Origin of the sequence: Akkermansia sp. KLE1798, from assembly GCF_001580195.1 — a bacterium.
Taxonomy (GTDB): Bacteria; Verrucomicrobiota; Verrucomicrobiia; order Verrucomicrobiales; family Akkermansiaceae; genus Akkermansia; species Akkermansia biwaensis.
On sequence record NZ_KQ971078.1, the window covers coordinates 86746 to 99217 of the forward strand.

General features: G+C 52.2%; 12 protein-coding genes. 1 reads left to right on the forward strand and 11 read right to left on the reverse strand.

The annotated features are described in order from the left end of the window. Positions 1–181: 181 nt before the first annotated feature. The gene (gene glgP / locus HMPREF3039_RS04010) at positions 182–1846 is read left to right on the forward strand and encodes an alpha-glucan family phosphorylase (RefSeq protein WP_067569082.1); all 1665 of its coding nucleotides are present in this window, start codon (positions 182–184) and stop codon (positions 1844–1846) included. Positions 1847–2280: 434 nt separating this feature from the next. On the opposite strand, the gene HMPREF3039_RS04015 is transcribed toward glgP, so the two are convergent. From HMPREF3039_RS04015 to trmD, 11 genes are all read right to left on the reverse strand, one after another. Beyond that, on the reverse strand, positions 2281–3057 hold the full coding sequence (locus HMPREF3039_RS04015; RefSeq protein WP_067569085.1) for an ion transporter: 777 nt from the start codon (positions 3055–3057) through the stop codon (positions 2281–2283). Between the two features lie 8 nt (positions 3058–3065). Then, entirely contained in the window at positions 3066–3425 is a 360-nt protein-coding gene (locus HMPREF3039_RS04020; RefSeq protein WP_067569088.1) for an arsenate reductase family protein, read from the reverse strand. 135 nt (positions 3426–3560) lie between these two features. Continuing rightward, on the reverse strand, positions 3561–4967 hold the full coding sequence (locus tag HMPREF3039_RS04025) for an MBL fold metallo-hydrolase RNA specificity domain-containing protein (protein ID WP_067569091.1): 1407 nt from the start codon (positions 4965–4967) through the stop codon (positions 3561–3563). A 260-nt stretch (positions 4968–5227) separates the two neighbouring features. Beyond that, complete coding sequence (locus HMPREF3039_RS13580) at positions 5228–5656, reverse strand: hypothetical protein (RefSeq protein ID WP_067982595.1); 429 nt, start codon at positions 5654–5656, stop codon at positions 5228–5230. 281 nt (positions 5657–5937) lie between these two features. Next, positions 5938–6117 carry a hypothetical protein gene (locus HMPREF3039_RS13585; RefSeq protein WP_147550064.1) on the reverse strand — a complete coding sequence of 60 codons (180 nt, stop codon included), beginning with the start codon at positions 6115–6117 and terminating at the stop codon, positions 5938–5940. Between the two features lie 64 nt (positions 6118–6181). Then, on the reverse strand, positions 6182–6475 hold the full coding sequence (locus tag HMPREF3039_RS04035; protein WP_197483297.1) for a hypothetical protein: 294 nt from the start codon (positions 6473–6475) through the stop codon (positions 6182–6184). 1362 nt (positions 6476–7837) lie between these two features. Beyond that, on the reverse strand, positions 7838–8137 hold the full coding sequence (tatA, locus tag HMPREF3039_RS14465) for a twin-arginine translocase TatA/TatE family subunit (RefSeq protein ID WP_067569100.1): 300 nt from the start codon (positions 8135–8137) through the stop codon (positions 7838–7840). Positions 8138–8192: 55 nt separating this feature from the next. Continuing rightward, complete coding sequence (locus HMPREF3039_RS04045) at positions 8193–9620, reverse strand: tetratricopeptide repeat protein (protein WP_067569102.1); 1428 nt, start codon at positions 9618–9620, stop codon at positions 8193–8195. Between the two features lie 18 nt (positions 9621–9638). Further along, positions 9639–11270, reverse strand: coding sequence for a pseudouridine synthase (locus tag HMPREF3039_RS13590; protein ID WP_147550061.1), 1632 nt, complete (start codon positions 11268–11270; stop codon positions 9639–9641). A gap of 200 nt (positions 11271–11470) precedes the next feature. Continuing rightward, positions 11471–11626 carry a small basic protein gene (locus tag HMPREF3039_RS13285; protein WP_012419301.1) on the reverse strand — a complete coding sequence of 52 codons (156 nt, stop codon included), beginning with the start codon at positions 11624–11626 and terminating at the stop codon, positions 11471–11473. Positions 11627–11749: 123 nt separating this feature from the next. Further along, complete coding sequence (gene trmD / locus HMPREF3039_RS04060; protein ID WP_067569111.1) at positions 11750–12469, reverse strand: tRNA (guanosine(37)-N1)-methyltransferase TrmD; 720 nt, start codon at positions 12467–12469, stop codon at positions 11750–11752. Between the last annotated feature and the right edge of the window lie 3 nt (positions 12470–12472).

A 12472-nucleotide genomic window follows, 5' to 3' on the forward strand; every position in this document is an offset into this window, starting at 1 on the left:
CGCAGTTACGCGCCATGCCGTGAAGGCGGGAAAAAACCGTTTATCCGCCTTTACGGAAAAGCTTTCCTGTTCAATAGTCAATTCCGCCACACACGCACTTTGCACTTTCCAATAATAGCGAATCGTGCTACCAAGCTACACGGTTCATCTGCTGAACATCTTACTCCATACTTACAGAGCCATGGCGAAATCATTTTTACCCACCATTTTCGAACATCCATATGAAATCGATCCCAAATACGGAAAAAGCGTAGCGTATTTCTGCATGGAATATGCTATCGACAACTCCTTCAAGATTTACTCCGGCGGCCTGGGCTATCTGGCCGGTTCCCATATGCGCAGCGCCTATGACCTTCGCCAGAACCTGGTCGGCGTCGGCATTCTGTGGAGCTACGGCTACTACAACCAGATTCGAGCGGAAGACGGCTCCATGGCTACGCAGTACATGCGTAAAAACTACCCGTTCCTGGAAGACTACAACATCAAATTCCTCATCCATGTCTGCGGCTCCCCCGTGTGGGTAAAGGCCTACTTCCTGAATCCGGAAACATTCGGCACCGCCCCCATGTTCTTCCTTTCCACGGACCTGGAGGAAAACGACGAAGAAAGCCGCAACATCTCCCGCCGCCTGTACGATGCCAACGGCTTCACCCGCATCGCCCAGTACGTGCTGCTCGGCAAGGGGGGAGCGCGCCTCTTTGACGAACTGGGCATTGAGCCGGAAATCTACCATCTCAATGAAGCCCACGGCCTTGCCGCCGCCTTCCACGTGCTGGCCAAGACGGGCAGCGTGGAGGAAGTGCGCAAGCGCTTCGTCTTCACTACCCACACGCCGGAAGAAGCAGGCAATGAAAAGATGGACGTGAACACGATGAACACGTTCTCCTTCTTCGACGGCCTCTCCATGGAACAGGTCCGCGCCGCCGTAGGCCTGACGGACAACACCTTCAACTATACGCTGGCCGCCCTGCGCCTCTCCCACATCGCCAACGGCGTTTCCAAGCTTCACGGGGAAGTCTCCCGCCAGATGTGGAAAGACTATGAGGGCATCTGCCCCATCACCCACATCACCAACGCCCAGAATCAGAAATACTGGCAGGACCCGGAACTGGCGGAAGCCTTCCATGCCCGGAACAAGGAAGCCTTCATCCGCCGCAAGCGCGCCCTGAAAAAAGCCCTTTTCCGCATCGTGGGGGAACAGACCGGCCGCGTCTTTGATCCCAACTGCCTCACCATCGTCTGGGCGCGCCGCTTTGCGGCCTACAAGCGTCCGGATCTGGTCACGGGGAATCCCACCATGTTTGAGCGCATGCTCCAGCGCACCAACTATCCGGTGCAATTCATCTGGGCGGGCAAACCCTACCCGATGGACCACGGCGCCATTGAAATCTTCAACCGCCTGAACGACATGACCGCCAAATACCCCCGTTCCGCCGTACTCACCGGCTATGAACTGGGCCTGAGCCGCTACCTCAAGAACGGCTCGGACGTCTGGCTGAACAACCCCGTGGTCACCCGTGAAGCGTCCGGCACCTCCGGCATGTCCGCGGCCATGAACGGCTCCATCTCCGTCTCCACCAACGACGGCTGGATCTGCGAATTTGCCAAGGACGGGGAAAACTGCTTCGTCATTCCGGAGGCTTCTCCACGACTGTCCCCGGAAGCCCGCGACCGCTCCGACCGCGACAACTTCTACAACATTCTGGACGACAAGATTCTCCCGCTCTACTACGATCACAACGACAAGTGGATGGACATCGTCTTCAATGCTATGACGGACATCTATCCCGAGTTCGACTCCGACCGCATGGCGGACGAATACTACACCAAGATGTACAACAGCTAGGAGCCATTCCTCCCGGTTGCCGGACAATATTGACAGGCTGCCCCGCTTTCCGTGGGGCAGCCTTTTTTGAGCCGGAGAAAAATAAATCAAACTCCCCCTTCTGGCTTCCACCGGCACATCCCTCCGGGAATAATTAAAAACTCGAAAACGCCCTCACCGCCTTCCGCAAAAAATATTCCTCCACACAGGCGGGAAATGTTTCTTCCATGAAAGGAAGGCGATCGGGAATGGAACCACAGGAAACATGCTGATCCACGGCGGCATGGAGCCTCCGGAACCCATACAGGGCAGGCTCCTCCTTCCTGCGGAATGAAAAAACCTTCCCGCGGCAACAGCAAGGAACTCCCTCCAGGCATGGGAAACACGCCGCGGTCCCCCTGCCTCCCCCTCGTGGCAAAAAAGCCTACCTTCAGGCGGAAGAAGGCCGAACCGCCCTAACTCCCCGTTTCCGGCTTGTCACTCTCCGCGGTGGCCGGCACCTTGGTTGCGGCACTCCTGCGATGGCGCGGGAAAATATTCTCCTCCTGCCAGACGCGGGAAAAGGCGGAAGTAATCAGGCCCGTTGAAATGGCAATGATGGACACGGCGATGAACATGATCACCCCGGTAAAAATGCGTCCCATCGCCGTAATCGGCACCAGGTCTCCGTATCCCACCGTACTCAGGGTTTCCACGGCAAACCAGAGGGCGTCGAAAAACGATCTGAACTTTTCCGGCTGCGCCTCGTGCTCCGCAATGTAAATCCCCAGGGAGGTCACATACAGCATGAACAGAATGACGGAAAAGAACAGGAAAAACTCGTCCCGGATCAGGTAAAAGGCCCTCTTGAAACTGGCGGCGGTTTTATTAAAGCGCGCCAGCTTGAAAATGGCCAGAACCCGGACAAGCCGGAGGGAATATAGCACCTGCCAGTCAGCCCCAAAAAACATGCTCAGGAACGGCAGGCAGACAATGAAATCCAGAATCCCCATGCCGCTGAACACATACATCCTGCGCGGCTTGGCGCACAATACCCGCAGAATGTATTCAAAGACGAAGAAATAGCTGATCCAGTTATTCACCTTGCCGGCGATCCTCCCCACCATGGGATGAACGTCCGGAATGGCATTCAACGTGTACAGGACAAACCAGACCAGGATCAGCACCCGGACGACATTCTCCCAGGGGCCGAAATTGGCTGCGCCTTCCTTCGTGCGGGTAATCAGGGGCATGGGAGTATTCAGGGATGGAGGGCGGCTTTCCACTCATCGGCCTTGAAGCCGACGCAGATACGCCCGTTGACAATTAAAATGGGCCGCTTCACCAGCATGCCGTTGGTCGCCAGCAGAGCCGCCTGCTCCTCCAGGCTCATGCCGGGAAGCTTGTCCTTCAGCCCCAGATTCTTGTACATCAGGCCGCTGGTATTGAAAAACTTCCTGGACGGCAGCCCGCTGTCCCTGATCCATGCGAGAAGTTCCTCCTTCGTGGGATTCTGTTCCACGATGTGGCGGTCTTCATAGGAAACACCTTGTTCATCAAGCCACTTCTTGGCTTTCTGGCAGGTCGTGCACTTGGGATATTCAATAAACAGGCAAGACATATCCTCACGCTAGCCCCGCATAAACTCCGGGTCAAGCGGCCAGCACAGCCATCATGCCGTCATGACTTGATTGGAATGATTCCACACATGGGCAAGGCCACGCGGAAAAAGCGCCATTCAGCTCAGGCATTCCGCTCAAAGCACCATGACGCTGCCAAGCTGCGCTATGGACACCGGATTGGCCTGCCGTTCCTCCAGGGCATTCGCCAGAGCGAGAGACGCCTGTTCCTCCCCGTGCACCAGAATGATATTGCTCTTGGGACCGCCGGTCCTGTCAAAATACTCCAGTAACTCGCCGTGGTCCGCATGGCCGGAGAAGGAATCCATCTCCCGGATTCTGGCGCGCACGCGGTATTGCTTGCCCAGGATCGGGACCTCCTTCCAGCCGTCGATGATTTTACGGCCCAGGGTATGTTCCGCGCAATACCCCACAAAAAGGACGGTATTCTTCGGATTGCCGATGTTGTTTGCCAAATGGTGCAGGATGCGTCCGGCCTCGCACATGCCGGAAGCGGAAATGATGATGGCCTGACCGTCCATCCTGTTCAACGCCTGGGACTCTCCCACAGAGCGGATCAATCGCAGCTGCTCAAAAGAAAACGGGTCCTGTTCCCGGAACAGGAAATCGTACACTTCCTTGTTGAAGCACTCCGGATGGATGCTGAAAATTCCCGTGGCGCTCACGGCCATGGGGCTGTCCACGTACACGGGCAGCAGGGGAAGACGGCCTTCATGGTAGGCTCTGTTCAGCAGGTAGAGGAGCTGCTGGGTACGCTCCACCGCAAAGGAGGGAATATAAATGCGGCCTCCCAGTTCCAGGGCCTCCCTGATCGCCTGGCAGAACGTCTCGTCATCCCGGGAGGGGGCCTCATGGAAACGGCCGCCATAGGTGCTTTCCATCAGCAGAATATCCACATCCGGCACAGGCACGGGATCGCGCAGGAGCTCGTTGTCTCCCCTCCCCACGTCCCCGGAAAACAGGAAACGCTTCTTCTTACCGTCGTCGCGGTCTTCAATATCCAGGCACACCTGGGCGGCTCCCAGAATGTGCCCTGCGTCGTAAAACGTCAGCGTCACCCCCGGAGCCACCGGAATGGGCCGTTCATAACCGATGTTCACGAACAGGCGCATGCAGCGCTCGGCATCCTGCTCGGAATACGTGGGGTATACCTCCGGCTGGTCAATGCCGCGGCGCTTGTTCATCTTGTTGATAAAGGCGCAGTCGTGCTCCTGGATGCGGGCGGCGTCCGCCAGCATGATCTGGCAAAGGTCGCGCGTGGCGTACGTGCTGTACACATTCCCCTGAAACCCCTTCTTCACCAGATTGGGAAGGTTCCCGGAATGGTCGATATGCGCATGGGAAAGAATCACCACGTCCACATCCGCCGGAGAAAAATACGGAAAATCCTTGTTGATGTGCCACGCTTCCTCGCGCCTGCCCTGATACATACCGCAATCCAGAAGAATCCTGCTCCCGTTCACCTCAAGCAAATGCTGGGACCCCGTCGTCGTACCTGCCGCGCCGCAAAAATGAATTTTCATTAAAACATGTGTACAACAAGCCCCCGTCCAACGCAAGAAATCAATGCCTTCCGGGATGATGAATTTCATAGGTTCGTGCGCACAATTTCACGTTTCCTGCATTGATTTTCACTTGGCACAATTCCTCATGAACACGGCATGCACTCTCAAAAATTTTCATAACATATGACAACAACTCCCGGCTTAAAGAAAAACAAAAAAGCTGTTCCCTCATCATTGAGGGAACAGCCCATCAAAAAGACTGTTTGTTCTTCAAAAAATCAAAGAGGCAATATTCTCATTCCCTTACGAGGCATTCCTATGATAGGCGGTTCACATTTTCCCTTCTCATACAGAAAAACAAAATCATCTGTTGTTTTAACCTCAAGCCCATTTCCCCAGTCTATATATTCATACGAATCCGAGTATGTTACATATGTCCACCCATGATATTGGAACCTTATATTAACATGGCCATCCAGAAAAATATCACCCATATCAAGAAAAAATCCCGCACCTGGTATTATACTCAAACACCAAGGTGTTTCTTTTTCAATAGTTATTTTAATTTCATCAATTTCATATTTTTCAATCGAACGATAGTATAACACACATGATAGTACAAGCTGCAATGTATAAACAAAAATAATTGCTTTTGCAACATTGATTATTTTCCTTGATTTTTTTCCTGACAAAACCTCTTTCTCCATGTATCTGCTATTTTATGTTTGTTCTTATTTCATGTATCTTTGTCAAAATAATGTAATTTAAATACTTTAGACAAATCTTTTTCAGAGCCAGCTGCCGCTCTGTCAGATTCCACTTCTGCTTCACACTCCTGTTGTCTTGCGCCAGAACGAATCAATGATTCTCCAAAATCAATTAACTGCGCAGCTCTTACTCCTAATTGCCCTTCGTGAAGTGCCCAAGCAAAATAACGGACATTATTGGCACCATTTGCAGCGAGTTCAGGCTTAAACCCAACATTTTTTTAATTTCTCAGAGTATTATCATGCATTACCCTCTTGAGGGCGGCATCTTCATCTCCGTTAAAAAGATTGTCAACATTATTAAAAAAATTACTTTCTGTTTTCATTTCTTCCACTTTTGGAGAGAAAACACATATAGTGGAGAGGAAATGCCCATGAAACGCAGGAATCTCTCTGATCATGGAACAGCAAAAGACCGTTCCTCCAAACCTGAAGGAACGGCCTGTAAAAAATGCTGATTGCTCTTTAAGATAATCCAAGAGAAAAAACGATCACGAATGGAAGAAACCATAAAACAGACAAAACCAGAGCTATGATGAAATCTTTTTTCTTTTTATTTTCAATGAGTCCGCCTACTCCCCACAACAAACTAAGAATAGGCCCTCCCAACATTATTAACCCAAAAAACACCGTGACCAATTCAGACAGATTGCTCAAATCCATCCATTTCGGAAAATCATAAAAAAGGACTCCCATGTTTGTTCCACAGAAAAGCAATGTAATAATCCATGAAGCCAGCACGGGATAGTATGATTTCACCTTCATCTTTATGGAAATGCTTTTAAACAATGATAAAGAGTACCCTCTGCGTTCTCACCTTCTTCAGATAATCGTCGGCTCTCTACGAAATTCGTTTGCATAAATTCAATCGCATTTTAATTTCTCTAAAATTTATTCCTATTCTGTAAAAAAATAATACCCCATTCCCGTACGAGCCAAATCATCTATGGCATCTTTATAACAATATGCTGAAAATTCTATGGATACTTTATCTCATTTTTTAAAATTATTTATTTTCAGTTCATATGATAATCAGCATAAAATAAATTTTCCAATATACTGGTTTGATGAAAAGCCATTAATCGTTTCTTCAATATAATAGCAGAAGAAAAATTCATTCTAAAAACGAGACCTAGGACAGAAAAAAATCGTTTCCTCAACAGGAAGGAATAATCTATTGTTTCAATATTTTTAACTAAAAATATGTTTATGAAACATATACCATTGATAATACAAATATGAATAAAATTGATATATTTATTAATAAAAACAAAATATATAAAACATTCTTTATTATATTTGCGTTTTGTTTAAAATAACTAACAAAATTGCAAAAATAATATATTAGAAGTATAAAATTGATTATTGCATAAAAAATGTATGCAATCTTTTGCAACCCATGAGATATGTATTTGTCTATGAGAAGGCATACTGGGAAATAAAATAAAAGACTTAACACCCATAGAGTGAACAATATATTATTAGAAATTCTGCAGCAGTTCTTTGATTTTATCATAATGCCTTCCTTTATAGTGTTCTAAATTAAGGATCGGCTTGATTCGTACGACTCCCTGATTCTGTTTTTCCATTCTCCATACGAACAGTATCTCCTTTCCAAGCATTTACTTGAGTTTTTTATAGAGCACCATGTTACCAGGCATAAATAGTATTGTTTTCTTACTCATAGATTTCATTTTTAAGAGGTCCACCATGATGGAAACTTCATCTGTTACCAGAAATTTTCGTCTCGATTCATCATTTTTCAAGACTTTTTTAGTGATTCTTCTGTTCTTCCTGACTAATTTAACGAATGAGTAGGAACATTTCTTGCCGTATATCCATTATATTCCCTTTTCCTATTTCCTTATTCCATTTCACGGTTCAAGTCGCTAGAGAAAAGCTCCATGCCCATCCTCCTGTGAATGACAGTACAACAAATAAACCCTGCACATCAATCACAAGAATTTAATTGAGTGGAACATAGGACAAAGAATACATCACGGGATCAATCGCGGAAGATCGGAATCGGTACAGTCTGCTAGCTATGGAAAGGCATGGAAAAGGCCGACAAAAAAGGCGGGAAAAAATCCCGCCTGCTCAAATTTTCTACTGAATGAAAATCTACTTCCCTTCCTGATTGGTTTCCTCCGGTTTTTCCACTTCCACGTCAATGGGCTGGGAAAGCTCCGGAGAAGGCCTGGATTCCGGCTTGGAAGCGGAGGAATCGGACATGGCTTCCTTTTCCGTCTTCAACAACTCCTCCTCAAACTCGGATTTGGCCTTCTTGAACTCTCCCAGGCTCTTGCCCAGTCCACGGGCGAATTCCGGAAGTTTCTTGGCTCCGAACAGCAGAAAGACGATCACCAGAATGGCGATGATCTCCGGAGTTCCCAGACCGAAAATGGCTAGTGTATTCATCATGGAAGATACGATATTTTTAACAGATTTATTTCAATGTGGAACTTCATAATGCGCTTCATGCGTCATCGCCTCCGGCCTGTTCCTGCTTTTGCTGTTCTGCAAGCCTCCTGACGGCAAAACGGTGAAAACGCCAGACCACGAGGAAAATCACCAGGGAAAGCACCGCCAAACTCCCCCACAGAAGCCAGGATGCGGCGGATGCCGCCCCTTCATCGCCCAATTCTCCGGCCTGGCTCCAGTAATAATAAGACAGTACAGGATTCCAGGCCAGGGAACTGTCCGGGAGCAGATGCAGGCGCGCCATGCGATTCATGGCAGGCAGATAGGCCGCCTGGGCGGAAGCTTTCATCAGGGAATCTCCCTGGGCCTCATCTCCCCTGGCATAATAAAGCTGGGCCAGCATGTACATGCCCTTGGGATTTCCCGTAGCATCCACGACACGGCGCAGAAGCCTGTACGCTTCATCAGCATCCAGTTCGCCGCCCTTGCCGTTCTGAAGCAGTTCCGCCGCCTTCAGGGCCGCGGGAGCATAGCCGATGGCGGCGGCCTCCCTGTACAAAGCTAAAGCACGGGCGGCATGCTCTCCGGACGGGGAATCTTCCATGAGCATATCCGCCAGGGCGGCCATGCTGTACGGGTCCTTCCACTCCGCCCCCTTCTCAAACCATTTGCGGGCCTTATCCATGTCCCGGGGCACATACTTGCCGTCCCGGTACATGATGCCCAGTTCCATGACGGCTCCCAAATCCTTTTGCTGCGCAGCCTTTTCAAACCATTGCACGGCCCAATTCGCATCCCGGGGCACGCCGAGGCCGTCCCGGTACTTGAAGCCAAGCAGACCCTGGGCTGTCAGGTTGCCGTGCTCGGCCGCCCGTGTCAGCCAGGGAACGGACTTCTCCGGGGAACTGCCGGGTACCAGCTTCCTTTCATAAAGAAGGCCCACCCACAGGGCGGCCTTGGGATCGCCCGCTTCCGCCTCCTTCTGCCAGGAATGGAGAGCCTTTTCATAATAGCTGGTGGCCAGGGCCTCGTCCCGGCGCCCTCCCATGCCCTTGGAAATCATCGCCGCCGTCTGATACTGGGCATCCGCATTGCCGCTGTCTGCGGCGCGGGTAAACCAGAACCGGGCTTTCTCCATATTCTTGGGATAAAGACGGCTGCCGGTATAAAACAGCTTGCCCAGGTCCAGCATGGCAGACACGTTCCCGGCATCGGCCGCCTTTTCCGTCAGGGAAACGTACTGATTCATCCATCTGGAAGTTTCCGGCACATTGCCGGCCACCTCATAATGCACGACCAGTTGTTTGGCCGCATCTGCGTCTCCGTTCAGGGCTTTCTCCCTGAGCCCGGCCAGATAGGCGTCAAAATCCTCTTCTCCGGCGGAAACCGGAGAAGAGGGGACAGGAGATGCCTGAAGAGAAGGCTGTGCCAGGCACAGCGCGCATAATCCGGCAAGGAACCACCATCTGCAATGTCTCTTCATACCGGCACAAGTAAATGATTAACGTCCTCTGCCTCCGCGGGAAAAACCGCCGGAGGATCTGCCTCCGAAGCCGGGCTTGCGGAATCCTCCTTCGCGGCGCTGGAAGCCACCTTCACGGCGTTCGCCTCCAAAACCACCTTCACGACGCTGGAAGCCTCCCTCACGACGGTTGCCTCCAAAGCCGCCTTCACGACGCTGGAAACTACCTTCGCGACGGTCACCTCCGAAACCACCTTCACGGCGCTGGAAACTACCTTCGCGACGGTCGCCTCCAAAGCCGCCTTCACGACGCTGGAAACCTCCCTCGCGACGATCTCCTCTAAAACCACCTTCACGGCGTTGGAAACCTCCTTCGCGACGGTCGCCTCCGAAACCACCTTCACGGCGTTGGAAACCTCCCTCACGACGGTCACCTCCAAAGCCGCCTTCGCGGCGCTGGAAACCACCCTCGCGGCGATCCCTATTGAAACCGCCTTCACGCCTCTGGAAGCCTCCCTCACGGCGGTCGCCTCCGAAACCGCCTTCACGGCGTTGGAAACCTCCCTCGCGGCGATCCCTATTGAAACCACCTTCACGCCTCTGGAATCCTCCCTCACGGCGGTCACCTCCAAAGCCGCCTTCACGGCGCTGGAAGCCACCTTCGCGGCGGCCTCGGAAATCATCCCTCCGGTCATTCCGGCGGTCACGGGAACGGAAAGAATCGTCCCGCATCACGTCACCCTCCGCAACCTCATCCTGCTCGTCCGTATCTGCAAAACGGGTCTTCATCTCGGGGGAAGGTTCATAAGATTCTCCCGCTTCAAAATCGTCCGGATTAAATACATAACCCTCATCGGAATCAGAAGAATTGCCGGATTGTTCCGTTTTGGCGGAAGTCCCGGTGGCAAGCTGGGCCGCACCCAGGTACTTGCGCTGGCGGGGCGGATTCTTCAGAAGGAGAGCCACATCGGCATCATCCATGAACCTCCAGCTTCCGGGGTCCAAATCACCGCCCCACAGGGACCCGATGCGCACGCGCACCAGCTTGCGCACGCGCAAGCCCAGGCACTGGAACATCTGGCGGACCTGCCGTTTCAAGCCCTGCTCCAGCACGATGCAGGCGCGGCGCGCGGAAGCGCGGCAGACATATTTGGCCTTGGCGTTGCCTTCCGGAATACGGACTCCGCGCAGGAACTGCATCAGCACGGAATTGTCAAAATTCTGATCCACCGTCACCCAGTACTCCTTCTCAATGCCTCCGGTGGGATGGGAAAGGGTCTGAGTCAGCTCTCCCTTGTTGGTCATGATCAGCAGGCCCTCAGAATCGGCATCCAGGCGGCCCACGTAATTCAAATGGCGCAGACGGGGCGGCAGCAGGTCGTAAACGGTGCCGATCGCGCCCTGGGCCTCACGGCTGCACACATAGCCGCGGGGCTTGTTCAGCAGCACTACGACTTCCTCCATGGGAGTCATGTGGCGGCCGTCCACCTTCACGAAATCCTTATCGGTTACTTTCATTCCGGGAGTATCAATAACTTTCCCGTTCACCTCCACACGTCCTTCTTCAATCAATCTGTCAGCCACCCGGCGGGAATCAATGCCGCAGGATGCCAGGAATTTATTAATGCGGATACCTCCGTTTTCTTCGGAGCCATGTTGTTCTTCACTCATATCAATGTAATGTCCGCTATCTCAGCGGATGTTTTTTATTTGTTTGTTTTGCCGGCAGAACACGTTTTCCAAGGGAAAAAGTTCCGCCAGAAGAAAAAAGCCTCCCGGTTTATAGACATCCGAGAGGCTTCCTGTATTAGGAAAATGATGTGCCATAACGGCCCCGCAGAGGAAAAATCCCGGCGGAAACACTGTCAGGCTTAAGCTTCATGCTTGGTCTTCGGCAGGCCGAGGGGGCTTTGGCCCTTCTTCCATTCACCGCGTTCCTTGAGAAGCTTGACGCGTTCGAAACGCTTCAGGACGGAACGCTTGCCGCCTACGGTACCGGTTGCTTTGAGGCTGGAATGCTTGGACATGATCTTGTGATTTCGTAAAAGGTTCAGAAAGGTGCTTTACACCACCCTCACGGTGGCAGGCGAGGTCTTATAACGGAAGCCCCCCCTCTTGGCAAGAGAAATTTGACGCGACGGCCAAATATCTCACCTGGCGCCGTCCTCCGGATGCGCCTCCACCCATGCCCGCCATAAATCCGGACGGTTCAGGCGCGTACGTTCCAGGGACCGTTCATGCTTCCATCTCTCAATGGCAGGATGGTTGCCGCTCAGCAGGATTTCTGGAACGGACAGACCGCGGAACTCATTCGGCTTGGTGTAGGCCGGAGCCTCCAGCAAACCGTTGGAAAAAGATTCCTCCACGGAAGAACGTTCATCCCCCAGCACCCCGGGAATCAGCCGCGCCACGGCGTCAATGACCACGACGGCGGCTATGGCGCCGTTGGTCAGGATGTAATCCCCGATGGACAATTCCACGTCCACCAGTTCCTCCACCACGCGGTGGTCCACCCCCTCGTAATGGCCGCAAAGAATGATGAGATGGCCGCCGGAAGCGGCCAGCTCCCCGGCCAGGGCCTGGTTGAACGTCCTCCCCTGCGGAGTCATCAGCACCACCCGCGTTTCCGGGCGCCTGAGTTCCTCCACGGCGGCGAAAATAGGTTCCGGCTTCAGCAGCATGCCCTGGCCGCCTCCGCAAAGATAATCGTCCGTCTTTCGGTGCCTGTCCTTCGTCCAGTCCCTGATATTGTGGCAGCGCACCTCCACAAGCCCCTTTTCACGGGCCTTGCCGAGGATGCTCCCCGCCAGGGGGGCTTCCACCATCTCCGGAAACAGGGAAAGAACGTCTATGGTCAGGGCGGCAGACATAAA

Bases quoted from the DNA above. Each gene is read 5' to 3' on its own strand.
- glgP (WP_067569082.1), top strand. From the start codon at position 182: ATGGCGAAATCATTTTTACCCACCATTTTCGAACATCCATATGAAATC.
- HMPREF3039_RS13580 (WP_067982595.1), bottom strand. From the start codon at position 5,656: ATGGAGAAAGAGGTTTTGTCAGGAAAAAAATCAAGGAAAATAATCAAT.
- HMPREF3039_RS13285 (WP_012419301.1), bottom strand. From the start codon at position 11,626: ATGTCCAAGCATTCCAGCCTCAAAGCAACCGGTACCGTAGGCGGCAAG.
- trmD (WP_067569111.1), bottom strand. From the start codon at position 12,469: ATGTCTGCCGCCCTGACCATAGACGTTCTTTCCCTGTTTCCGGAGATG.
- HMPREF3039_RS13590 (WP_147550061.1), bottom strand. From the start codon at position 11,270: ATGAGTGAAGAACAACATGGCTCCGAAGAAAACGGAGGTATCCGCATT.
- tatA (WP_067569100.1), bottom strand. From the start codon at position 8,137: ATGATGAATACACTAGCCATTTTCGGTCTGGGAACTCCGGAGATCATC.
- HMPREF3039_RS04025 (WP_067569091.1), bottom strand. From the start codon at position 4,967: ATGAAAATTCATTTTTGCGGCGCGGCAGGTACGACGACGGGGTCCCAG.
- HMPREF3039_RS13585 (WP_147550064.1), bottom strand. From the start codon at position 6,117: ATGATCAGAGAGATTCCTGCGTTTCATGGGCATTTCCTCTCCACTATA.
- HMPREF3039_RS04045 (WP_067569102.1), bottom strand. From the start codon at position 9,620: ATGAAGAGACATTGCAGATGGTGGTTCCTTGCCGGATTATGCGCGCTG.
- HMPREF3039_RS04020 (WP_067569088.1), bottom strand. From the start codon at position 3,425: ATGTCTTGCCTGTTTATTGAATATCCCAAGTGCACGACCTGCCAGAAA.
- HMPREF3039_RS04015 (WP_067569085.1), bottom strand. From the start codon at position 3,057: ATGCCCCTGATTACCCGCACGAAGGAAGGCGCAGCCAATTTCGGCCCC.